Origin of the sequence: Streptomyces sp. NBC_00637, from assembly GCF_045161545.1 — a bacterium.
GTDB lineage: Bacteria > Actinomycetota > Actinomycetes > Streptomycetales > Streptomycetaceae > Streptomyces.
The window spans coordinates 3,237,265-3,260,769 of the sequence record NZ_CP109046.1 but is presented as its reverse complement, the minus strand read 5'-3'; the positions used below and the strand labels follow the sequence as shown (position 1 = coordinate 3,260,769).

Here is a 23,505-nt window from a genome sequence, read left to right as displayed (position 1 = left end):
GTAGAGTAATTCAACGCCGTTCCGGGGTCAGGTGTTTCGCGGGTACCACCGGGACCGGCTCGTCGGTAGCCGTCCCCCGGTCCCGGAGGCCGGTCACGACCACCGCGGTCGAGGCCAGGACCAGGACCGCGACCGTGCGCAGGGCCGGGCCCATGCCCGCCGTGAGGCCGGTGTGTCCGGCGAGGACGGTGCCGGTGACCGCGACGCCCAGGGCCGCGCCGATCTCGCGGGCCGAGATGCCGAGGCCGGAACCGAGGCCCGCCTGGTGAGCGGGGAGCGAGGTGACGACGCCCAGGGTGAGGGCGGGCATCGACAGACCCGTGCCCGCCGAGATGACCAGCAGCCAGCACGCGTACAGCGCGTAGGGCGTGCCGGCGTCGGCGGTGGACGCGCCGAGCAGGCCCAGGCCGATCAGCGCGAGCCCGGCGCCGATGACCGGCCGCGGGTGGGCCGACCAGCGCGCGGCCAGTTTCGGGACGACCGCCATGCCGGTGATCAGCGGGACGATCGCGATGCCGGTGACGGCGGGCCCGTAGCCCTTCACCTCCTGGAGGTACTGGGAGTTGACGAAGAACAGCGCGAACAGGCCGAAGAAGCCCGTCATCAGGCCGAGGCCGGTCGCGCGCAGTCCGGGGGAGCGGAACACGCGCGGGTCGAAGAGGGGGGCGCGGGAGCGCAGGGACCGGAGGACGAACGCGGCGATCAGGAGGGCTCCCGCGCCGAACGAGCCCAGGATGCGCGGCGAGGTCCAGCCGTGGTCCGGTCCCTCGATGATCCCGAAGAGGACGGCGACCAGCCCGGCGGTGAGCAGCAGGGTGCCCAGCGGGTCGAGGTTGCCGTGCGCGGAGCGGTCGGTGCGCGGGGTGGTCACCGCCACGGCGAGCGCCAGCAGGGCCGCCAGCGGGATCATCGCGCCGAACAGGGCCCGCCAGGTCAGGAACTGACCGACCAGGCCGCCGCCCAGGTTGCCCGCCATGCCGCCGAGGCCGATGGCGAGGGTCCAGGACGCCATCGCCTGGGCCCTGCGTCGCGGACCGGCGAGGTGGACGAGGATCGACATCGTCGCCGGGGTGATCAGCGCCGCGCCCGCCCCCGAGATGCCCCGGCCCGCGATCAGCAGCGCGGGGTCGGGGGCGAACGCGCTGGTGGCGGCGCCCGCGGCGAACAGGCCGAGTCCGGTGAGGAGGGCGCCCTTGCGGCCGTACCGGTCGCCGAGGGCGCCGGCCGGGACGAGCAGCGCGGCGAAGGCGATGACGTAGGCGTCGACCGTCCACAGGATCTCGGTGTGCGAGGGACGCAGGGACGACGAAGCCAGTTGCGGGATGAGGAGGTTGATCGCGGCGACCATGCTCTGCGCGACCAGTACGCAGGCGCACAGCGCGAGGAGGGCGGACCGTTTCAGGGCGTGCGAGGGCACGGCTCCTCCCGGGGAGCTCGTCGGATGGGGATGCCCTTTCGGGCCCTGTCACCGTAGGCTCGCGCCCGACCTGCTTTCCAGTGCAACCTTTGCAAGGGACGAATGCGTATGACGCAATCCGTGGCCGCGCCGACGGGGGGATTCGCGGGCGCTCCCGCGAGCATCGACCTGAATCTGCTGCTCGCGCTGGACGTGCTGCTGGAGGAGCAGAGCGTCCAGGGCGCCGCCCGGCGTCTACACCTCTCGGAACCGGCGATGAGCCGCACCCTCGGCCGGATCCGCAAGGCGCTCGGCGATCCGGTCCTGGTGCGGGCCGGGCGGCGGATGGTGCCGACGCCCCGCGCCGTCGCCGTACGGGCCGAGGTGAACGCGGTCGTGGAGCGGGCGCGTGCGCTGTTCGCGCCGGCCGAGGACACCGACCTGCGGACGGTGACCCGCACGTTCACGATCATGGGCCACGACGCCATCGCGGCCGCCCACGCCCCGGCCCTCTATGCCCGGGTGGCCGCCGAGGCCCCCGGTATCCGCCTGCGCTTCCTGAGCGAGAGCCACGTGGACGCGCCGTTCCTGCGCGAGGGCACCGCCGATCTGGAGGTGGGCGTCCTCGACACGGCCGCCCCCGAGGTGCACCGCGAACAGCTCTGCGAGGACCGCATGGTGGGCGTCGCCCGCGCCGGACACCCTTTGCTGGAGGGCGAGTTGACGCCCGAGCGGTACGCGCGCGAGGCCGACCACATCCTGGTGTCCCGGCGCGGCAGGCTGCACGGGCCGGTCGACGCCGCGCTCGCCGAACTCGGCCTGGAGCGGAAGGTGGTGGGAACCGTCGGCTCCCTCCCCTCCTCCCTCTTCGTCATCCGTGACACCGACCTGGTGGGCCTCAACACCGCCTGGGGGCTGCCGCTGGCCAGGAGCCTCGGCCTGGTTCCCTTCGAGGTGCCGCTGCCCCTGCCGCCGCTCCGGCTGGGCATGGCCTGGCATCCGCGCCACGACGCCGACCCGGCGCACGGGTGGCTGCGCGGGGCGGTGCGGGACCTGATGTCCCGGTGATCGGCGGACGGGCGCACACAGCCGCTTCCCGGACCAGTCGTCGGCGTAGACGTGGTCGCCGTACGCCGGGATCTCCCGGTATCCGCCCGCCCGGTACACGGCCCGGGCCTCGGTGAGGGTGGCGTGGGTGGCCGGCGGCGGCGGTCGGCGGGCCGCGGCCGTCGCCTCGGTCGGTGCCGCGCGCTGTTCCGGGCCGGGGCCGGGCCATGGCCGTGCATACGGTTTGTTCGTTTATGTCCAGAACTTCAGTGATGCAGCGCACTTTCGGCCATGGATTGCGCATGCAATGGGAGGGTGGGGGCATGTGGACGCCGTCGCCGAGACCGACCCATAGGTGACGCAGGGGGACTGAACAGGAACGGAAGGCGACACCGATCATGGCCGACAGGACGGAACAGCCGGAACGGCGCGACCACCGGACGATCCACGCGGGCGGAGAGTGGCTGGAAGCCGTCTCCGGCGCGACCCGGGAGATTCTCGACCCCGCGGACGGCAGCCCCTTCACCGTGGTCGCGGAGGGCGACGAGAAGGACACCGACCTGGCGGTCGCGGCCGCCCGTGCCGCCTTCGACGAGGGCGTCTGGCCGCACACCCCCGTCGCCGAACGCGCCGCCCTGCTGCACCGCGTCGCCGATCTTCTCGTGCGCGATCGCGAACGGCTCGGCCTGTTGGAGAGCCGGGACGCCGGCAAGACGGTCGAGGAAGGGCGCGTCGACATCGACTGCGTCGCCGACGCCTTCCGCTACTTCGCCGGGCTCGTCACCGCCGAGGCGCCGGGCCGGGTGGTGGACGCGGGCTCACCCGACATCCACAGCGTCGTCGTCCACGAGCCGGTCGGCGTGTGCGCGCTGATCACCCCCTGGAACTACCCGCTGCTCCAGGCGAGTTGGAAGATCGCTCCGGCGCTCGCCGCGGGCAACACCTTCGTCGTCAAGCCGAGCGAGATCACCCCGATGACGACGATCGCGCTCATCGACCTGCTCCTGGAGGCCGGGCTGCCCGCCGGGGTCGCGAACATCGTCACCGGTCCCGGGCACACGGTCGGCGCCCGGCTCGCCGAGCACCCCGACGTCGACCTCGTCTCCTTCACCGGCGGCCTGGTCAGCGGCACGAAGGTCGCGCAGGCGGCCGCCCCGAGCGTGAAGAAGGTCGCCCTCGAACTCGGCGGCAAGAACCCCAACGTGGTCTTCGCCGACGCCTGCGCGACCGACGACGGCTTCGACACCGCCGTCGACCAGGCACTGAACGCCGCCTTCATCCACAGCGGCCAGGTCTGCTCGGCGGGCTCCCGGCTCATCGTCGAGGAGTCGGTCCGAGACCGCTTCGTCGCCGAGCTCGCCCGCAGGGCCGGGAAGATCCGGCTCGGGCGCGGCACGGAGGACGGTGTCGAGTGCGGACCTCTCGTCTCCGAGCAGCAGCGCGCCAAGACCGAGGACTACGTCGCCTCCGCGCTCGCGGAAGGCGCCGTGCTGCGGTCCGGCGGCCGGCGCCCGGAACCCGCCCCGCAGCGGCCGGAGTCCGGCTACTTCTACGAGCCCACCGTCCTCGACCACTGCCACCGTGAGATGAGGGTCGTGCGGGAGGAGGTCTTCGGACCGGTGCTCACCGTCGAGACCTTCCGCACCGAGGACGAGGCCGTCGCTCTCGCCAACGACACCGAGTACGGCCTCGCGGGCGCCGTCTGGACCGCCGACGCGGGCCGGGCGCGCCGCGTCGCGGGACGGCTGCGGCACGGCACGGTCTGGATCAACGACTTCCACCCCTATCTGCCGCAGGCGGAGTGGGGCGGCTTCGGAAAGAGCGGAGTGGGTCGCGAACTCGGCCCCGCCGGGCTCGCCGAGTACCGCGAGTCCAAGCACGTCTACCAGAACCTCGCGCCGCGCCCCGTCCGCTGGTTCGCCGGCTGACGTCAGGCCGTCACCCCGCCCGCACCCACCCGCATCCGCCTGCCCCGGAAGACTTCGCACGCCCCTGGAGTACCCCCCATGCCAGAGACCGCACCTGTCTACGACTATGTCGTCATCGGAGGCGGAACCGCCGGTTCCGTCATCGCCTCCCGGCTGACCGAGAACCCCGACACCACCGTCGCCGTCATCGAGGGCGGCCCCAGCGACGTCGGCCGCGACGACGTCCTCACCCTGCGCCGCTGGATGGGCCTGCTCGGCGGCGAACTCGACTACGACTACCCGACCACCGAGCAGCCGCGCGGCAACTCCCACATCCGCCACAGCCGGGCCCGCGTCCTCGGCGGCTGCTCCTCCCACAACACGCTCATCGCCTTCAAGCCGCTGCCGTCCGACTTCGACGAGTGGGAGGCGGCCGGCGCCGAGGGCTGGGGCGCGGTCCCGATGGAGGCGTACTACGCGCGCCTGCTGAACAACATCGTCCCGGTCGACGAGAAGGACCGGAACGCCATCGCCCGCGACTTCGTCGACGCCGCGCGGCAGGCGACCGGAGTGCCCCGGATCGAGGGCTTCAACGAGAAGCCCTTCGACGACGGCGTCGGCTTCTTCGACCTCGCCTACCACCCGGAGACCAACAAGCGGTCGAGCGCCTCGGTGGCCTATCTGCACCCGGTGATGGACGAGCGGCCCAACCTGACGATCCTGCTGGAGAGCTGGGCGTACCGGCTGGAACTCGACGGCACGCGCGCACAAGGCGTGCACGTCCGTACCAAGGACGGCGAGGAGATCCTCGTACGGGCCCGCCGCGAGGTCGTGCTGTGCGCGGGCGCCGTCGACTCGCCCCGCCTGCTCCTGCACTCCGGCATCGGCCCCAAGGCCGACCTGGACGCGCTCGGCATACCCGTCGTGCTCGACCTGCCCGGCGTCGGCGAGAACCTCCTCGACCACCCCGAGTCGGTGATCGTCTGGGAGACCCACGGGCCGCTCCCGGAGAACTCCGCGATGGACTCCGACGCCGGTCTCTTCGTGCGCCGCGACCCCGGACACCAGGGCCCCGACCTGATGTTCCACTTCTACCAGGTCCCCTTCACGGACAACCCGGAACGCCTGGGCTACGAACGCCCGCCGTACGGCGTCTCGATGACCCCCAACATCCCCAAGCCGAAGTCCCGCGGCCGGCTCTACCTGGAGAGCGCGGACCCGTCCGTGAAGCCCGCACTCGACTTCCGCTACTTCACCGACGAGGACGATCACGACGCCCGCACCCTCGTCGACGGGATCAGGATCGCCCGCGAGATCGCGAAGACCGAGCCGCTGGCCGGCTGGCTCAAGCGCGAGGTGGCGCCGGGACCGGACATCACGGGCGACGAGGAACTGAGCGAGTACGCGCGCAAGGTCGCGCACACCGTCTACCACCCGGCGGGAACCTGCCGCATGGGTGCCGAGGACGACGAACTGGCCGTGGTGGACCCGCGGTTGCGTATTCGGGGCCTGGACGGCATCCGCATCGCGGACGCCTCCGTGTTCCCCACCATGACCGCCGTGAACCCCATGATCGGGGTGCTCATGGTCGGCGAGAAAGCCGTCGACCTGATCGGAGACGATGCGCGATGACGATCATGCCCGCCACCCGTAAGCCGCCCACCGCGGACACCGACGCCCCCGTCTTCTCGGTCGACGGCCTGTGGAAGGTCTTCGGCCCCAAGTCCGAGCGCGTCCCGGCCGACCCGGAACTCGCCGCCCTCCCGCCCGCCGAACTCCGCTCCCGCACCGGCTGCACGGCCGCCGTCCGGAACGTCTCCTTCGACGTGCGCAAGGGCGAGGTCTTCGTCGTCATGGGCCTGTCCGGCTCCGGCAAGTCCACCCTGGTGCGCTGTCTGACCCGGCTGATCGAGCCGACGGCCGGCACCATCGTCGTCGACGGCGAGGACGTCCGCGCGATGGACCGCACCCGGCTGCGCGAACTGCGCCGGCACCGCGCCGCGATGGTCTTCCAGCACTTCGGCCTCCTCCCGCACCGCACCGTCCTCGACAACGTGGCCTACGGCCTGGAGATCCAGGGCATGGGCCGCGCCGAGCGGCGCACCCGCGCCAAGGAGGTCGTCGACAAGGTCGGCCTGGACGGCATGGAACAGCGCAGGCCCGCCCAGCTCTCCGGCGGCCAGCGGCAACGTGTCGGCCTGGCCCGCGCGTTGGCCGTCGACCCGGAGGTCCTCCTCTTCGACGAACCGTTCAGCGCCCTCGACCCGCTCATCCGGCGCGACATGCAGGAGGAGGTCGTCCGGCTGCACCGCGAGGAGGGCCGCACGATGGTCTTCATCACCCACGACCTCAGCGAGGCGCTGAAGCTGGGCGACCGCATCGCCCTGATGCGCGACGGGGAGGTCGTGCAGCTGGGCACGCCCGAGGAGATCGTGGGCTCCCCGGCCGACGACTACGTCCGCGAGTTCGTCCGGGACGTGCCGCGCGAGCAGGTCCTGACCGTGCGTACGGCCATGCGGCCGGCGTCCCTGGAGGAGACAGGCGGCGGCTCGGCCGTGTCCCCGGACGCCACGGTCTCCCAGGCGATCGAGGCGGTCGCCCGCACGGGCGCCCCGGTACGCGTCATGGACGCGGGCCGGTGCCTGGGCGTCGTCGACCACGAAGGACTGCTCGGCGTGGTGGCCGGCACCGGTCCCGGATCCCTCCCGTCCGGAGGGGAGCCCGGATCCGTCGCCGTCGGAACGGAGCCCCGTAAGGAGGCGGTCTGATGGCCACGCTGACCACACCCGCCCCCCGGGTCGCCCTGCCGGGCGTCCTCAAACACCAGGCCGTCCGCAAACTCCTGATCCTCGCGCTCGCGGCCGCGATCCTCGTCCCCCTGGCCAACGCCCGCTGGTCCGGCGGCAGCTGGCCGCACGCGCTCACCGTCGACCTGACCACGCCGCTCACCGGCGCCAGCGACTGGATCATCGACAACCGCGACAGCCACCCGCTGTTCCTCTACTTCTTCGGCTACCTCAGCAACGGCGTGGTCCTCTCGGTGCGTGCCGTGTACCTTGTGCTGCTCGGCGCGGGCTGGGCCGGTGTCACCGCAGCGGCCGCGCTGGTCGCCTGGCGGGTGGCCGGGGTCCGGCTCGCGCTCGGCACGGCGGCCGCGTTCCTGGCCTGCGGCCTGCTCGGCATGTGGGTGCCGACGATGCAGACGCTGGCCCTGATGATCGTCGCCGTCCTCGTGTCGGTCGTCGTGGGTGTGGTGCTCGGCCTGGCCGGCGGTCTCTCCGAGCGCCTGGACCGCGCCCTGCGCCCGGTCCTCGACACCATGCAGGTGCTTCCTGCCTTCGCCTATCTGCTCCCGGTCGTGCTCGTCTTCGGCATCGGCGTCCCGGCGGCCGTCCTGGCCACCGTCGTCTACGCCGCCCCGCCCATGGCCCGGCTCACCGCGCTCGGGCTGCGCGGCGCCGACAAGGAGGTCCTGGAAGCGGTGGAGTCGCTGGGCGCGACCGCCCGGCAGCGCCTGCTGACCGCCCGGATCCCGCTGGCGCGCAAGGAACTCCTGCTCGGCCTCAACCAGACGATCATGATGGCGCTGGGCATGGCGGTCATCGCGTCGGTGATCGGCGCGGGCGGCCTCGGTGACCGCGTCTACCAGGCGCTGGCCTCGGTCGACGTGGGCGCGGCCCTCGCCGCCGGTATCCCGATCGTGCTGCTCGCGGTCGTCCTGGACCGGGTCACGGCCGCCGCCGGTCGCGCCGGCGACGGCGAACCCGGCCGCGGCCGGGCCGCCTGGGCCTACGCGGCCGCAGGAGCCGTGGCCGTGGCGCTCGCCGGGCGCGCGGCCGGCCGGCTCGACTGGCCCGACACCTGGACGGTGGGCATCGCCGCCCCGGTCAACGACGCCGTCGACTGGATGACCGACCACCTCTACTCCGGGGTGCCCGTGATCGGCGGCACCGCCGACTGGGCCGGCCACTTCACCACCTGGGTCCTCGACCCCGTGCGGGCCGGCCTCCAGGGCCTGCCCTGGTGGGCCGTGCTGCTGCTGGTCGCCGCGATCGCCTGGCCGATCGGCACCTGGCGCACCGCGCTGACCGCCGTCCTGGCACTGGCCGCGACCGGTGTGCTCGGCGTGTGGGAACCGTCCCTGGACACCCTCTCCCAGGTGCTGGCCGCCGTCGCCGTCACCCTCGTCCTCGGGTTCGCGACCGGTATCGCCGCCGCCCGCAGCGACCGCGTCGAACGGCTGCTGCGTCCGGTCCTGGACGTGTTCCAGACGATGCCGCAGTTCGTGTACCTGATCCCGGTCGTCGCCCTGTTCGGCGTCGGCCGCGCGCCCGCCGTCGCGGCGGCCGTCGTCTACGCGCTGCCCGCCGTCGTCCGCATCACCACCCAGGGCCTGCGCCAGGTCGACCCGGCGGCGATGGAGTCCGCCCGGTCCCTCGGCGCGACCGGCGCGCAGCAACTGCGCCAGGTCCAGCTCCCGCTCGCCCGGCCCGCGCTGCTGCTCGCCGTGAACCAGGGCGTGGTCCTCGTCCTCGCCGTCGTCATCATCGGCGGACTGGTCGGCGGGGGCGCGCTCGGCTACGACGCCGTGTTCGGGCTCGCCCAGGGCGACCTCGCGACCGGTCTGGTGGCCGGCGCCGCGATCGTCTGCCTCGGCCTGATGCTCGACCGGGTGACCCAGCCGGCCGACCGCCGCGTGAAGAAGGGAGCGTGACATGCGACTTCACCAGCCACGCCTTCGTGACCTGCACCTTCGTGACCTGCGGCTGCGCACGACGGCCCTGACCGCCGGGGCGTCGGCGCTCCTGCTGCTCACCGGCTGCGGGGCCGCCGACATGACCAAGCAGGCGTCGCCGTTCGCCAACGCGCAGGGCGCCAAGACGGTGACCCTCTCGGTCCAGTCCTGGGTCGGCGCCCAGGCCAACGTGGCCGTCGCCCAGTACCTGCTGGAGCACGAGCTCGGCTACCGCGTCGACACCGTGCAGGTCGACGAGGTGCCCGCCTGGGACGCGCTCAGCCAGGGCCGGGTCGACGCCATCCTGGAGGACTGGGGCCACCCCGACCAGGAGCAGCGCTACGTCGACGACAAGAAGACGATCGCGCGCGGCGGCGACCTCGGCGTCACCGGGCACATCGGCTGGTACGTCCCGACGTACTTCGCCAAGCAGCACCCGGACGTCACCGACTGGAAGAACCTGAACAAGTACGCGTCGCAGTTCCGCACCGCGGAGAGCGGCGGCAAGGGCCAGCTCATGGACGGCTCCCCGTCCTACGTCACCAACGACAAGGCCCTGGTGAAGAACCTGAAGCTCGACTACCAGGTCGTCTTCGCCGGTTCCGAGGCCGCCCAGATCACCCAGATGCGCCAGTTCGCCAAGGAGAAGAAGCCCTTCCTCACCTACTGGTACGCCCCGCAGTGGCTCTTCGAGAAGGTCCCGATGACCGAGGTGAAGCTGCCCGCCTACAAGGAGGGCTGCGACGCGGAGCCGGACAAGGTGGCCTGCGGCTACCCGCACACCCCGCTCCAGAAGTACCTCAACGCGGACTTCTCGAAGGACGGCGGCAGGGCGGCCGCCTTCCTGAAGAAGTTCAAGTGGACGACCGAGGACCAGAACGAGGTGTCCCTGATGATCGCCGACCAGAAGCTCACTCCGGAGGCGGCCGCGAAGAAGTGGGTGGACCGCCACGCGTCGACCTGGAAGGCGTGGGTGTCCTGACCGCCGTCACACCAGTTCCGCGCTGATCTCCCGCAGGGCGGCCGCCGCCCACCGCTGGAGCCCCGGTCCGAACGTGACGCGGGTGGCCCCGAGTTCGCCGAGCACGGCGGGCGAGGGGCCCTCGCCGTCCACCCGGCCCCCCACGTTGAGCGGGCCCGCGATCCCCGACCGCAGCAACGGCAGGACGGCCGTCGGAGCACCGATCGGATAGACGCAGTCGGCGCCCGCGGCGACGTACGCCGCCGCCCGCTCGATGGCCCGTCCGGGGTCGCCGTCGCCGTGCGCGAAGGTGTCGACGCGCGCGTTGACGAAGAGCCGGCCGCCGGCCGCCCGCCGTACCTCGGCGAGCCACTCGGCCTGCTCGCGCGGGTCCTTGAGGACGCCGTCGACCGAGTCCTCCAGGTTGCAGCCGACGGCGCCGGTCTCCAGCAGCCGTTCCACCAGCTCCTTCGGCGCCAGCCCGTATCCGGCCTCGACGTCCGCCGACACCGGCACGTCCACCGCCCGGACGATCCGGGCGACCGCCGCGAACATCTCGTCGGCCGGGGTCCGCCCGTCCGCGTACCCGAGCGAGGCGGCGACACCCGCGCTGGGCGTCGCGAGCGCCGGGAAACCGGCCTCGGCGAACACCCGGGCGCTGGCCGCGTCCCAGGGGCCGGGCAGCACGAGGGGATCGCCCGGCAGCCGGCCGTGGTGCAGCCGGCGGAACACGTGCGCCTTCTCGCTCACGGCGTCCACCTCGGTCATGGTGTGTAACCCCCCGGCGGGATACGGCGGGCCACCATCACCCGGTTCCAGCTGTTGATGGCGGTGATCAGCGCGACGAGATGGGCGAGCCGGGCGGCGTCGAAGTGCCGGGCGGCCCGCTCGTACACCGCGTCGGGCACGAAGCCTCCCCGGGAGCCGAAAGCCTGGGAGGTGCCCCCGGCCAGCACGGTCACCGCCTCCGTCAGCGCGAGCGCGGCCCGCTCCCGCTCGTCGTAGACGTCCCCCGCCTCCTCCCACGCGCTCAGCAGATCGAGCTGCCTCGCGCTCACCCCGTGCTCGCGGGCGATCGTGAGGTGCATGTCGAGGCAGAACGCGCAGTGGTTGAGCTGCGAGGCGCGGATCACCACCAGCTCGGCGAGCGCGGGGTCGCCCAGACCCCGCTTCGCGGCCGCGCTGAGCGTGGACATGGCCCGGCCGACCTCGCGGTCGAGGAGGCTCGTGCGGCTCACGCGTGCTGTCCCGGCCGGTAGTGCCCCGGCACCAGACGGCAGGTCACGCCGAACCGGTTCCACGCGTTGATCACCGTGATCGCGGCGATCAGCTGCGCCAGCTCGGCCTCCTCGAAGTGCGCGGCGGCCCGCTCGTACACGTCGTCGGACACGAACCCGTCCGTCAGGACGGTGACCGCCTCCGTCAGGGCCAGCGCCGCGAGCTCCTTCTCGGTGTAGAAGTGCTCCGACTCCTCCCACGCGCTGAGCTGGATGATCCGCTCGACGCTCTCGCCCGCCGCGAGCGCGTCCTTGCTGTGCATGTCGACGCAGAGCGCGCAGCGGTTGATCTGCGAGGCGCGGACCTTCACCAGCTCGACCAGCTTCGGGTCGAGCCCCCTACGGGCGGCGGCGTCGAGCCGGAGCATCGCCTTGAGGACCTCGGGGGCGTGCTCGGACCAGTTCAGCCGGGGGGTGTGCGCGGGAGCGTGGGGAACCTGTTCGTCGGTGGCCGTGGTGTCTGCGTACGTCGTCATGCCTTCGACCCTAGGAGCCGGGCAGCCCAGGAGTATGGTCCATTTCCATGGCGAGATCCTGGGCCACTTTCGGCGTCGACCTGCATCTGGAGCCGACCGGACCGCACCTGCGCCGGGGACTGACCGACGCCCTGCGCGAGGCCGTCCGCAGCGGCCGTCTGCCCTCCGGCACCAGGCTCCCGTCCTCGCGCTCGCTCGCCGCCGACCTGGGCATCGCCCGCAACACGGTCGCCGACGCCTACGCCGACCTCGTCGCCGAGGGCTGGCTCACCGCCCGCCAGGGCTCGGGCACACGGGTCGCCGAGGGCCGGGTCGTCCCGCCCACGGGCGCGGCGCCCCACCGGCCCCGGAGCCGCCGGCCCGCCTACGACCTGCGTCCCGGCACGCCCGACCTCGGGTCCTTCCCGCGCGCCGAGTGGCTCAGGGCGGCCCGCCGCGCCCTCACCGCCGCCCCCTCCGACGCCCTCGGCTACGGCGACCCCCGCGGCCGGACCGAACTGCGCACCGCCCTCGCCGGCTACCTCGCCCGTGCCCGCGGTGTGCGCGCCGACCCCGAACGCCTCGTGGTGTGCGCCGGGTTCGCGCACGGCCTGCGACTGCTGACCACGGTGCTGCGGGCACGCGGGGCGCGCACGATCGCCGTCGACTCGTACGGCCTGGACGAGCACTGGCGGCTGCTGGCGGCGGCCGGGCTGGCGATGATCCCGCTGCCCGTCGACGAACGCGGCACGGACATGGGCCAGTTGAAGGGCGCGGGCGCCGTCCTGCTCACCCCCGCGCACCAGTTCCCGATGGGCGTGCCCCTTCACCACGACCGGCGGGCGGCCGTCGTGGACTGGGCGCGGCGCACCGGCGGGCTGGTCCTGGAGGACGACTACGACGGAGAGTTCCGCTACGACCGCCAGCCCGTCGGCGCCCTCCAGGGCCTGGACCCCGACCACGTGGTGTATCTGGGCACCGCGAGCAAGTCGCTGGCCCCCGGCCTGCGCCTGGGCTGGATGGCGCTGCCGCCGGACGTCGTGGAGGAGGTGGTGGCGGCCAAGGGCGGGGTGGACAGCTCAGGGGTCCTGGACCAGCTGACGCTGGCGGAGTTCATCACGTCGGGCGCCTACGACCGCCATGTCCGGGCCGCGCGCACCCGCTACCGCCGACGTCGTGACGCGCTGGTCGCGGCCCTCGCCACGCACGCCCCCGCGATCCGCGTCACCGGCATCGCGGCAGGGCTGCACGCCGTCCTGCGCCTCCCGCCCGGCACGGAGGAGGCGGTGGTGCGGGCGGCGGCCTACCAGGGCCTGGCGGTCGACGGCCTCACTCCCCGCCACCGTCACCCCGACGCGGTCACCGAGCCCCTTGACGCCCTCGTCGTCGGCTACGGGACCCCGCCGGACCACGCCTGGACCGGCGCGCTGGACGCGTTGTGCGCTGCGCTCCCTTTCGGAGAGAATGGCTCCGGAATTCCTTTTCCCGGATAGATTTCCAGGCGCGGCGGTTACAGTCTCCCCATGACGAACAACAATTCCGTGTCCCGTGTGGCCCTCAAGAAGGCAACCCCCGAGGTTTCCGCCGTGATGGGATCCCTGCACGGTGCCGCCGTTTCCGCCGCCCGGGACGCCAAGGTCGAACCCGAGATACTGGAACTGGTCAGGATCCGCGCCTCACAGCTCAACGGCTGCGCGTTCTGCCTCGACATGCACACCAAGGACGCCCGCGCCCAGGGCGAGGCCGAGCAGCGGATCTACGCCCTGAACGCCTGGCGGGAGACCCCGTTCTTCACCGAACGCGAGCGCGCCGCACTGGCGTTGACCGAGGCGGTGACCCTGGTGCACGACGGGCGGGTGCCGGACGCGGTGTACGCCGAGGCCGCCGAGGTCTTCGACGAGGCCCAGCTGGCCGCGCTGATCTGGGCGGCCACGGTCATCAACGCGTACAACCGGATCGCCATCGCGACGCGCATGGTGCCGGGGGCCTATCAGCCGGCCGGGAAGTAATTCCGGCGACATTCATCACGGGCCACGCGGAATCAGGGCATCGGCGATATTCGCCGATGCCCTTCTTTTGTTTCTCATCTCGCGCGCTCTATCGATTCGGAAGCGGCTCCGGCAATCGCTCCAGCCATTCCCGCCATTTCGGCGCCCGTACCGCGGGCCCCGCTGTCATCGGCTCTCCGATCCAGCTCGTCACCGGTCGCAGTCCGTGCAGCGCGTTCACCGTCCACACCTCCCGCCCGTCCAGCTCGGCAAGGGTCCGCTCCCGGTCGGCGACGACGATCCCGGACCGTACGGCCCGCTCCCGGACGAGCCCCACGGTCACTCCGGGCAGGACGGGCAGCCTGGACGGCGGCAGACACAAGGTGTCCTCCTCCCACCACAGCACGCTCGCGGTGGCCGACTCCAGCACCACCCCGGACGGATCGACCAGCACCCCTTCCTGCGCCCCTTCGCCGACCGCCCGCTCCCGCACCCGGGAGAGGACGTCCAGATCCGGGCCCTTGCGGCGGGGCGCGACGCGCCGGTCCCGCTGGCCGACGGACCACAGGCGCACCTCCGCGCCGAGCGGCGGGGCATGGCGCAGTCGCAGCCGCAACTCCATCGACCCGGCGGCGAGTTCCACCCGGGGGAACCAGTCGCCGGTACGCGGCAGGACGGCGGTCACGTCCTGCCAGAACTCGACGAGCCGGCGCGGCCCCGGCCCGCCGCACTCCGCGCAGGCCCGCAGGAACCGCTCCCGGTGCCGGTCGTACCCGCGCACCCGGCCCGCGCGGACCAGCCACGAGTCGGCGACCAGCAGCGGGCCGTCCGCCACGGGTTCCGGGGCGACGGTCAGCCCACGGCCGGGCGTCCATGTCGACAGCCCCTCGCCGACGATCGGTGGTGCACCCACGCGAACCTCCTCAGTACTTCCCGCCCGCCACCGCCGGCGCCCCGCCCCGGGGTCCGTACGGCGCGTGCTCCAGCCATGAGCCGCACGAGGGCAGCACGGGCGCGAGGGCCGCCGCCGCGCGCTGCCTGAGCCGTACCGCCCGGCGTCGCGGCCGCAGATGCTCCAGGGCGACTCCGGCCGCCTCGCTGTTGAACAGCCCCGCCGCCCGCCGTACGTCCGCGAACGCGGCCACCGCCCCCGGGGTCCCCTCGGCCACGGCCCGCGCGGCCGCCGCCGCGTCGGCGATCCCGCTGTTCATCCCCCGCGCGCCGAACGGCGGGAACAGATGCGCGGCCTCGCCGACGAGCAGCACCCGCCCGTGCGGATCCGTGAAGGAGGCCGCCACCTTGCGCAGGAAGCGGTACGTCGACACCCACAGGATCCGCTCCGCGTACCCGTCGCCCACCACCCCGGGCAGCCACTGCCGCACGGCGTCCTCGGTGCCGTACGCCTCCTCCGGGTCGTCGTCGCGGCACTGGAGGTCCACCTGGAAACCGCCGGTGAACGGCACCCGCATCACACTGCGGCCCCCGACACCCGGATGCTCGTAGTGGAAGACCCGCTCCAGCGGCAGCTCGGCGCCCGGCACGTCCGCCACGTCGACGACGACATGGAACCCCTCGCCGCGCACTCCCTCCAGGGGGATGCCCAGCTCCCCCCGGACGACCGAGCGGGCGCCGTCGGCGGCGACCACGTACCCCGCGCTCCACTCCCGTCCGTCCTCGCCGACGAGCACCACACCCGACCCGGACGTACGCACGCCCCCGATCCGCGCCGCCCACACGAAGTCCACCCCCGCCCGCGCGCACGCGGCGCGCAGGAAACGCTCGGTGTCCAGCTGGCGCAGGCTCGTGAACGGCGGCGGCCCGGCAGGGGGCGGGAAGGTCCGCGCGTACACCTCGCGGCCCCGGTAGAGGGTGCGCCGGGTGTGCCAGGTCCGGCCGTACGCCGTGATCTCGGCGGCCAGGCCCGGGGACATCCCGTCGAGCAGCCGCAGGGTCTCCCGGTGCACGAACAGGGCCCGGCTGCCCGGCCGTTCACGCTCCTCGGGGTCCGCCTCCAGGAGCACCACCGGCAGCCCGTGCCCGCGCAGGGCCAGCGCGGCCGACAGGCCGACCGGGCCCGCGCCCACCACGATCACGGGGTTCACGCGCGCACACCCTCGCGCGTCTCCCTCAGCATCCGGGTGATCTCCACCCGCTTCACCTTCCAGGTCGCCGTCATCGGCAGGTCCTCGAACCGCCACTGGCGCGGCTCGGCCATCGCGGGCAGATCGGCGGTCGCCTCCCGCCAGCGGTCCGGGTCGAGCGGCCGTTCGCCCCGCACACACACCACCGGCACCGGCTCACGGTCCGCGCCGGCCACGATCACCACCTCGCGGAGCTCCTCCAGCCGTTCCATCAGCGCGTCCTCGACCGCCAGATTGCTGTGCACGGCGTCGATCCGGTCGACCTCCCGGTCGATCAGACGCAGGGCGCCCAGGCGGCTCATGTAGCCCATGTCCCCCATCTGCCACCACCCGCCGTCGAGTTGACGCTCGTACTGCGCCCGCGCGCCGAGGTAGGTGAGGATGCGGCCCCTGGTGCGGGCCTCGATCCGCCCGGGGGTGCCGGGCGGGACCGGCCTGCCGTCGGGGTCCGCTATCCGCAGCCGGGTGAAGCCGGGGATCCCGATCCCCACCCGCCGCCCGTCCGCCCGCTCCGCGCTGCGCCGGGTGAACCACTGGAACGCGACGGGCCCCGTCTCGCTCTGCCCGTACAGCTGGATCAGCCACGGCGCACGACGGCGCGAGGCGCCCAGCAACCGCCGTACCGTGCGCGGATGGATCGCGTCGAACGTGGAGCCGTACGACTTCACGCGGGACAGCGGGGCACCGGGTGCGTCCGCCAACTCCTCCCACAGCACGAAGGTGTTGGGGTGGGTCTCGACGATGCCGGGCCGGTGCCGGGCCAGCAGCGGTCCCACGCGTGCCGGCTCCGGGTCGGTGATCAGCACGAGCGGACTGCCGAAGTGCAGCAGGACACCGAGCAGGTGGTAGAAGCGCGAGTGCACGAACGACATGTGCAGCGCGGCGGTCTCGCCCCGGGTGGGCCAGCCCATCGCCTTCTGCGGCACCAGCCGGTTCCACATGGTGTTCGGGCAGTGCACGGCCAGCTTCGGAACGCCGGTGGTGCCCGAGCTGTGCGTGATCAGCGCGGGCTCACGGGGGTGCAGCCGGACGGGCGGTGGCTCGGCGCCCGCGTACTTCGCCAGGGGCTCGGCGCCCGGCGCGTCGTCGACGCACAGGATCCGGCGCACCTGCGAGGCGAGGCCGGCGTCCTTCAGCGGCCCGGTCAGCTTGGCCCGGTCGGTGACCAGCCAGGGCTGCCGCAGCCGTTCGAGCAGCTGCCCGACGACCGGGCCGGCCAGACCGGGGGAGAGCAGCACGGGGACCGCGCCGATACGGGACACCGCGCAGGTCAGCAGCACGATGTCGACGTTGTCCGACTTGTGTACGACCACCTGCTCCGAGGGCCGTACACCCGCCGCCCACAGCCGGCCCGACAACTCCTCGACCACGCCGGCCAGGACCCGGTAGTCGAGGTCGACCCCGAGGGAGGGGTGGGTGTCCAGCGGCCGGTCCAGCGTGACGAAGACGGCCCCGTGCCGGTCGGCCGCCCGCCGGAACAACGGACCCAGGTAGAACCCGCGGTCGGCGAGCAGGGGCTGCTGCGACATGTGACTGTTCCTCTCGAACACGGACACGGACACGGACACGGACAGGGGCACGGACACGGACACGGACACGGACAGGGGCACGGACACGGACAAGGGCACGGACCCGGGCGCGGACCCGGTCACCACGCCCCCTGGCGCACCAGGTGCCGGCGGAGCTTCCCGGTGGGAGTACTGGGCAGCGACGCGACGAAGCTGACGCTCCGCGGCACCTTGAACGCGGCGAGCCGTTCCCGCGCGAGCGCGCCGAGCTCGGCCTCCAGCCGGACCAGTCCGGCGGCACCCGTGGGGGTGGCGGGAGCAGGGGGCGGGGCCGGGACGACGAAGGCGCGCAGGCGGGTGCGGCCGCGCCCGTCCGGGACGGCGGCGACCGCGACCTCGCGCACCGCAGGGTGGGTGCGCAGGACGGCCTCCACCTCCAGCGGGGAGACGGTGATCCCGCCGACCATCTCCATGTCGTCGGTGCGGCCCAGGTGCCGGTAGGCGCCGTCCGGTTCACGGCGCGCCCGGTCGTGGGTGGCCAGCCAGCCGCCGGCCAGCGTGCGCCGCGTCTCCTCGGGCCGGTTCAGGTATCCGGGCGTCACCGTCGGCCCGCGCACCCACAGCTCCCCTTCCGTACCGTCCGGCACGGGCCGCCCGGCGCGGTCGCGCAGCTCCACCTCGAACCCCGGCACGGGACGCCCGACGGTACCCGGATGGTCGTGGCCGAGACTGTTGGCGCAGAAGGCGTGACCGGCCTCGGTCGAACCGATCTGCTCCAGCACCGGCGCGCCGAGCAGCTCGGTGATCCGCCCGCCGAGCCCGTCCGGCAGGCCTTCGCCGGCCGACACCGCGACGCGCACCGAGGCGAAGCAGGCCGCGTGGCCGCCGCCCCGGTCGGCGACCAGCGCCGCGTACGCCGACGGCACGGAGTAGAGCAGGCTCACCCGGTGCCGGGCGACGAGTTCGTCGACGGCGGCGGGCGTCGGCCGCCGGTCCACCAGGACGGCGCTGGAGCCCGAGAAGAGCGGGAAGACGAAGGCATTGCCGAAGCCGTACGCGAAGTACAGCTTCGACACCGACAGGGTGACGTCGTCCTCGGTGATCCCGAGCAGCCGCCGGCCGATGAGGTCGTGGTAGGTCCCCGGGTCGCCGTGCGTGTGCACGACACCCTTCGGGCGGCCCGTGGTGCCGGAGGTGTACTGCACGTACAGCGGCGTCCGCGCGTCCACCGGGTGGGCGGCGGCCGGCTCGGCGGCGGGGGCGAGCGCGAGGAACTGGTCGGCGCCGAGGCACGCCCGGTCCGTGAAGCGGTCCTCGAGACCCGGCCCGGTCACACACAGCACGGCGTCGACGTCCTCGGCCATGAACGCGTGCTCGGGCGCGGGCAGTTCGGGATTGACCAGGACGGCCACGGCCCCGAGCCGGGCGACACCGAGGAAGGCCGCGACCCATGCGATCCCGTCGGGCAGCGCCAGCAGCACCCGGTCCCCGGCCCGCACCCCGCGCTCCGCGAGCACCCCGGCCGCCCGCGCCCCGAGCTCGTGCACCTCACCGTGGGTCCACACCTGGTGCCCCTGGTGAAACGCGGCCCGCCCGCCCCACCCACGTCGCTCGGCGAGCGAGGCGAGCCCCCCGGCGAGATTCCCCACATCGCCGGCCGCCCCGCGGCCTTGGTTCCGGTTGTCACCGGGGGTGCCGGGAGACCGCGAAGCCGCGGCGGCGCGCTCCGCCACGGTGTACCGGCCGGCCCGCGTGACCGGGTCGGCCGCGCCGACCGGTACCGCCGTGCCGACCGGTACCGCCGTCGGTCGGGAGGCGACCGTGGGCTGTGGATCGGCCGCGGCCCGCGTCGCCGTCGCGGGCCGCGGACTTGTCTTGGCCTGCGAAGCAGCCGTGGGCTGCGAAGCCGTCGTGGGCCGTGACGTGGTCATCGGGTGGTCCCCTTCGCGCCGGCCGGCTCCGGCTTCCCGGCGGCGCGGGTCGTCGCCGCGCCGTGCTCACGCAGGGCCCGCATCTGCGCGGCCGTCTTCAGCAGCATCTCGTCGTATTCCGCGACCGGATCGGAGTCCAGGACGATCGCGCCGCCGGCCCCCAGCCGCATCAGCCCGTCGGCCAGGACGGCCGTACGGATGACGATGTTGAGGTCCGCGCCGCCGCTGCACCCCAGATAACCGAGCGCGCCCGCGTACACGCCCCGCGCCTCGGTCTCCAGGCCGTCGATGATCTCCAGCGTGCGCTGCTTCGGCGCGCCGGTCATCGACCCGCCGGGGAAGCAGGCGCGTACGCAGTCCACCGCGTCCGTGCCCTCGCGCAGCCGGCCCTCGACGGTGGAGACGAGCTGGTGCACGGTGGCGTACGTCTCGGTGGCCATCAGCCGGGAGACCCGCACGGTCCCGGTCCGGCAGACCCGGCCCAGGTCGTTGCGGAGAAGGTCGACGATCATCAGGTTCTCGGCGCGGGTCTTGGCGTCCGCGGCCAGCGCGTCCCGGAGCCGGGCGTCCTCCAGCGGACCGGTACCGCGCGGCGCGGTCCCCTTGATGGGCTTGGCCTCGGCGACGCCGTCCCGGGTGATCCGCAGGAACCGCTCGGGCGAGGAGCCGGCCACGTCGAGGTCGCCGAACCTCAGGAAGGCCGCGTAGGGCGCGGGATTGACCCGCCGCAGCGCCCGGTAGAAGCCGAAGGCGTCGTCCGGAGCGGGTAACACCGCGGCGTCGGTCAGGCAGATCTCGTAACTGGTGCCGGCGGCGAGCTCGCGCCGGCAGGCCGCGATGTCCGCGAGGTAGGTCGCCCGGTCCCGCACCAGCCAGGGCTCGACGTCACCGACGCCCGGCCCACCGCTCCCGGGCGCCACCCCGGTCGCCGCGCCCCGCGTGGTCGCACCGTCCGCCGCCGGTTCCGTCGGCGCGTCAGTGGGCGCGTCCGTCGGCGCGTCCGTCTCGGCGGGCAGGGAGGTGAGCCGGGCGAGCGTGGTGTCGAGCCAGTCGGCGGCCTCGTGGGAGGCCTGGGGGGTGTCCTCCGCCAGACAGACGGCGTAGGTGAACCCCTTCTCGTGGTCCACGGCGATCAGCCGGTCGGCGAACAGCCAGCAGGCGTCCGGGGTGGTGGAGCGATGCCGGTTGGGGAAGCCGCAGTCGGCCTTGGTCTCGTAGCCGAAGTAGCCGACATAGCCGCCGGTGAAGTCGAAGGGGAGTCCGGTGGCGTCGACGTGACGGTTCGCCAGCTGCCGCTTGAGATAGTCGAAGACGCTCGCGCGCACCTTGCGGGTCGGCCGCCCGGCCCGTTCGATCTCGCAACGGCCGGCCTTCACGTCGTACCGGACGAACTCGGCGAGCGGGCCGCTGTCGTCGCCGAAGAACGAGAAACGGGAGAGTCCCCGCTCGACCCGGGAGCTGTCCAGCCAGAACGCTCGCGGCGAGTCGGCGTACAGCCGCGTGAAGGCGGCCTCCGCGTCGATCGCCTCGGCGATGCGGCGGGTGTGCAGCCGATGGGCGGGCCCGTCGGCCCGGCGCGGGCGGGGGACGGTCACCGAGGGCCTCGGCATCGCCGCCGCGGCCGGGGTGACCGCGGTGTTCTTCGTGCGCGGTCTGCGGGCCCGCTCGGCCGTCAGGTTCCGGAAGTTCACGAGCATCCGGTGGCCGTACTCGGTGAGCACCGACTCCGGGTGGAACTGCACGCCCCACAGCGGCCGTTCGCGGTGCCGCAGGCCCATCAGGACGCCGTCCTCCGCCCAGGCGGTCGGCTCCAGCGAGTCGGGGAGCGGCTCGCGTACGGACAGCGAGTGGTAGCGGACCGCGGTGAAGTTCTGCGGCAGTCCCTGGAACAGCTCCCGTCCGTCGTGGCGGACGGCCGACAGATGCCCGTGCCGGGGCTCCGGGGCGGGTGCCACCCGGCCGCCCTCGCCGTGCGCGATGCCCTGGTGGCCGAGGCACACCCCGAGCACCGGCAGCGGGGACTCGGCGAGCACTCTGGCGCTGATGCCGAAGTCGCGCGGTTTCGACGGATGCCCGGGTCCCGGCGACACCACCACGTTGTCGAAGGCCGCGAGATCCGGAAAGGCGTCCGCGGGGGCGTCGTTGAGGATCACCACCGGCTCCTCGCCGTTGACCTCGGCGATCAGCTGGAACAGGTTGTACGTGTACGAGTCGTAATTGTCGATGAGCAGGGTCTTCACCCGCCCACCTCCTCGGGGTCGTTCTCGGTGCTATGCGGTCCGTCGTTTATGCCGTCCGCGAAGCGCCTGGAGCGGTGGATACAGCCATTTCTTGAAGAAGCGCTGAAGGCGGGGCATGAGAATCCAGGTGACCAGGGCCGTCACGCACAGGCAGAGCAGCAGCGTGCGAATGAACGGATTGAGGTCACCGAGATAGGGAAGCGCAATCAGATTGAAGAGGAGCACGGGCGGGAAAACCGCGCTCATATTCACGAACCACAACTTCCATTTCGACGGCGGGGCCGGCGCTTTCGGTGCGGCGGTCTGGGAGTCGAACCAGGCCTTGGAGCCGCGCACGCTTCTGCGGTCCGTCTGCCGGGCGATGCCCAGCGCCCGGTCGTCCCACTCCACCCGGGTGGACGAGTCCTCCCAGGCCAGGGCCGTGCTCTCGGTGGCGAAGCGATAGACCACATGCCACTCCGCCTCTCCATCGACAAGTACACCGCCTCCCAGGAAGCCGGGCTGCCGGGCGCTCGCGCCCAGCATGGCCCACCCCCAGGAGTGAAAGTCGGCCTCGCGGCCCGGCACCACGCGATATGCGGCGGTGACGGTGACGGGATTACTGGTCACACCGTCGAGTACGGAGGAGAGAGCGCTTGCGTTCACAAGTCCTTCAAACTTCTACGACTGCCTCCCAGTCGTCGCAGACTGTCCCGGAACGCGGCTTTTCTTCGACTTTTCGGCGGTCTTGATTCCCTTCCCGTCCGGTGTCCGGGTTCGACGGGAATCTCACGCACGAGAGAAGCGAACAGACCCGTTCCGTAAGGGGACGGGTATGAAAAGAACCGACCCCGGACGATTTCCTTCTCCGGAAGGAGCTCATTTCGGACGGGTTCGGCCGGGTGATCAGGAACGAGGGCGCGCCGACCGGTTCCCGTTCCTCCGGCCCGTCGGGACGGCCGCCCCCGCACGGCGGACGAGCACCCGCCCGTAGGACGGCATCACGAAGACGACGGCCTGGCCGGAGGCTCCGGTACCGCCGGCATTGCCGCGGGTGCCGCCTCGGGTGCCTCCCCGAACCGGGCCAGTGCCAGCGCTCCCGCCACCGCGACCGCGAAGCCGAGCACGGCCAGCCAGCCGTATCCCTCCCGGGTGCGGTCGCCCAGCCACACCACGCCCACCAGCGCCGGACCGATCGTCTCCCCGATCACTATTCCGGCCGTGGCCGTCGTCACCGACCCCCGTTGGAGAGCCGTCGTCAGCAGCAGGAACGCGGCACCGCCACCCAGCAGCAGGGCGTACAGCGCCGGGTCGGTGAGCAGCTCCGACGGGGCGAGCGAGTCGATCAACCGCACCGCCACCTCGACCACTCCGAACCCGAAGCCGGCCCCCAGGCCCAGGACCAGTGCCCGTCCGCGCCCCGACAGCCGCCTTCCCGCCAGTCCCAGCAGCAGCACCCCGCCCGCCGCGCCGAGCATCACCCACGGCAGCGCCGGCGGCCCGCTCTCCTCGCCCTCCGTCCCCGCGGCCAGCCCCAGCATCCCCAGCCCCGCGCACACCACCCCGACCGCCGCCCACTCGGTCCGGTTCAGCCGTACTTTCAGCAGCCGTGCCGCGAACACCGCCGTCACCGCCAGGCTCGACGCGAGGGCCGCCCCCACGGCGTAGATCGGCACCGACCGCAGCGCGGCGATCTGGAACAGGAACCCGAGCCCGTCCAGCCCGAGTCCCGCCAGGTACCGCCACTGCCGCACCGCCCGCAGCAGCAGCGCCGCGTCGCCGCCGCTTCCGTCGGCCGCCGCCCGCGCCGCCATCGCCTGCAACACCGTCGCGGTACCGAAGCAGACCGCCGCGCCGAGGGCGCACACCATTCCGAAGAGCACGAAAGGACTGTAGGGGAACGGCTCGTGGGCGGGCCGCCTTCGGCCGCACCCGGCACG

Annotated in this window: 19 protein-coding genes; 8 read left to right on the top strand and 11 right to left on the bottom strand. The window is 73.1% G+C overall.

Features of this window, described 5'->3' with window-relative positions; all coding sequences use genetic code 11:
• Positions 1 to 10: 10 nt before the first annotated feature.
• Complete coding sequence (locus tag OG440_RS13980; RefSeq protein ID WP_406007176.1) at positions 11 to 1,417, bottom strand: MFS transporter; 1,407 nt, start codon at positions 1,415 to 1,417, stop codon at positions 11 to 13.
• Between the two features lie 102 nt (positions 1,418 to 1,519).
• On the opposite strand from OG440_RS13980, the gene OG440_RS13975 reads away from it, so the two are divergent.
• The 6 genes from OG440_RS13975 (at position 1,520) to OG440_RS13950 (ending at position 10,067) form a co-directional block, all read left to right on the top strand.
• The gene (locus OG440_RS13975; RefSeq protein WP_406007175.1) at positions 1,520 to 2,464 is read left to right on the top strand and encodes a LysR family transcriptional regulator; all 945 of its coding nucleotides are present in this window, start codon (positions 1,520 to 1,522) and stop codon (positions 2,462 to 2,464) included.
• 377 nt (positions 2,465 to 2,841) lie between these two features.
• On the top strand, positions 2,842 to 4,371 hold the full coding sequence (locus tag OG440_RS13970) for an aldehyde dehydrogenase family protein (RefSeq protein ID WP_406007174.1): 1,530 nt from the start codon (positions 2,842 to 2,844) through the stop codon (positions 4,369 to 4,371).
• A gap of 78 nt (positions 4,372 to 4,449) precedes the next feature.
• Entirely contained in the window at positions 4,450 to 5,982 is a 1,533-nt protein-coding gene (locus tag OG440_RS13965) for a GMC family oxidoreductase (RefSeq protein ID WP_406007173.1), read from the top strand.
• Positions 5,983 to 5,987: 5 nt separating this feature from the next.
• Positions 5,988 to 7,118: a glycine betaine/L-proline ABC transporter ATP-binding protein gene (locus tag OG440_RS13960; protein ID WP_406011354.1), complete on the top strand. Its 1,131-nt coding sequence runs from the start codon at positions 5,988 to 5,990 to the stop codon at positions 7,116 to 7,118.
• Complete coding sequence (locus tag OG440_RS13955; protein WP_406007172.1) at positions 7,118 to 9,064, top strand: ABC transporter permease; 1,947 nt, start codon at positions 7,118 to 7,120, stop codon at positions 9,062 to 9,064. Before OG440_RS13960 ends, OG440_RS13955 begins: the two co-directional genes overlap by 1 nt.
• 46 nt (positions 9,065 to 9,110) lie before the next feature.
• A complete protein-coding gene (locus OG440_RS13950; protein ID WP_406011353.1) occupies positions 9,111 to 10,067 on the top strand; it encodes an ABC transporter substrate-binding protein in 957 nt (318 codons plus the stop codon).
• Positions 10,068 to 10,073: 6 nt separating this feature from the next.
• Here the strand turns inward: OG440_RS13950 and OG440_RS13945 are convergent, their stop codons facing one another.
• Genes OG440_RS13945 through OG440_RS13935 form a run of 3 tightly spaced genes read right to left on the bottom strand, consistent with a single transcriptional unit; the run spans position 10,074 to position 11,799 of the window.
• Positions 10,074 to 10,814: an isocitrate lyase/phosphoenolpyruvate mutase family protein gene (locus OG440_RS13945; protein WP_406007171.1), complete on the bottom strand. Its 741-nt coding sequence runs from the start codon at positions 10,812 to 10,814 to the stop codon at positions 10,074 to 10,076.
• Positions 10,811 to 11,284 (bottom strand): carboxymuconolactone decarboxylase family protein, encoded by a 474-nt coding sequence (locus tag OG440_RS13940; protein WP_406007170.1) that lies wholly within the window; start codon positions 11,282 to 11,284, stop codon positions 10,811 to 10,813. Before OG440_RS13940 ends, OG440_RS13945 begins: the two co-directional genes overlap by 4 nt.
• Complete coding sequence (locus OG440_RS13935; protein WP_406007169.1) at positions 11,281 to 11,799, bottom strand: carboxymuconolactone decarboxylase family protein; 519 nt, start codon at positions 11,797 to 11,799, stop codon at positions 11,281 to 11,283. Before OG440_RS13935 ends, OG440_RS13940 begins: the two co-directional genes overlap by 4 nt.
• A 47-nt stretch (positions 11,800 to 11,846) precedes the next feature.
• Here OG440_RS13935 and OG440_RS13930 point away from each other — a divergent pair, with 47 nt between their 5' ends.
• Both OG440_RS13930 and OG440_RS13925 read left to right on the top strand, forming a co-directional pair.
• Positions 11,847 to 13,271 carry a PLP-dependent aminotransferase family protein gene (locus tag OG440_RS13930; protein ID WP_406007168.1) on the top strand — a complete coding sequence of 475 codons (1,425 nt, stop codon included), beginning with the start codon at positions 11,847 to 11,849 and terminating at the stop codon, positions 13,269 to 13,271.
• A 30-nt stretch (positions 13,272 to 13,301) separates the two neighbouring features.
• Complete coding sequence (locus OG440_RS13925; RefSeq protein WP_406007167.1) at positions 13,302 to 13,787, top strand: carboxymuconolactone decarboxylase family protein; 486 nt, start codon at positions 13,302 to 13,304, stop codon at positions 13,785 to 13,787.
• A gap of 88 nt (positions 13,788 to 13,875) precedes the next feature.
• Here the strand turns inward: OG440_RS13925 and OG440_RS13920 are convergent, their stop codons facing one another.
• The 7 genes from OG440_RS13920 to OG440_RS13890 all read right to left on the bottom strand — a co-directional run bounded on the left by OG440_RS13920 (position 13,876) and on the right by OG440_RS13890 (position 23,436).
• A complete protein-coding gene (locus OG440_RS13920) occupies positions 13,876 to 14,679 on the bottom strand; it encodes an aminotransferase class IV (protein ID WP_406007166.1) in 804 nt (267 codons plus the stop codon).
• 10 nt (positions 14,680 to 14,689) lie between these two features.
• Complete coding sequence (locus OG440_RS13915; protein ID WP_406007165.1) at positions 14,690 to 15,868, bottom strand: FAD-dependent monooxygenase; 1,179 nt, start codon at positions 15,866 to 15,868, stop codon at positions 14,690 to 14,692.
• On the bottom strand, positions 15,865 to 17,436 hold the full coding sequence (locus OG440_RS13910) for a class I adenylate-forming enzyme family protein (RefSeq protein ID WP_406007164.1): 1,572 nt from the start codon (positions 17,434 to 17,436) through the stop codon (positions 15,865 to 15,867). The genes OG440_RS13915 and OG440_RS13910 overlap by 4 nt, the downstream gene beginning before the upstream one ends.
• A 119-nt stretch (positions 17,437 to 17,555) precedes the next feature.
• Positions 17,556 to 19,346 (bottom strand): AMP-binding protein, encoded by a 1,791-nt coding sequence (locus OG440_RS13905; protein WP_406007163.1) that lies wholly within the window; start codon positions 19,344 to 19,346, stop codon positions 17,556 to 17,558.
• A complete protein-coding gene (locus OG440_RS13900; RefSeq protein WP_406007162.1) occupies positions 19,343 to 21,586 on the bottom strand; it encodes a chorismate-binding protein in 2,244 nt (747 codons plus the stop codon). The genes OG440_RS13905 and OG440_RS13900 overlap by 4 nt, the downstream gene beginning before the upstream one ends.
• 30 nt (positions 21,587 to 21,616) lie before the next feature.
• Complete coding sequence (locus OG440_RS13895; protein WP_406007161.1) at positions 21,617 to 22,195, bottom strand: hypothetical protein; 579 nt, start codon at positions 22,193 to 22,195, stop codon at positions 21,617 to 21,619.
• 371 nt (positions 22,196 to 22,566) lie between these two features.
• Positions 22,567 to 23,436 (bottom strand): DMT family transporter, encoded by an 870-nt coding sequence (locus OG440_RS13890; RefSeq protein WP_406011352.1) that lies wholly within the window; start codon positions 23,434 to 23,436, stop codon positions 22,567 to 22,569.
• Positions 23,437 to 23,505: the final 69 nt, after the last annotated feature.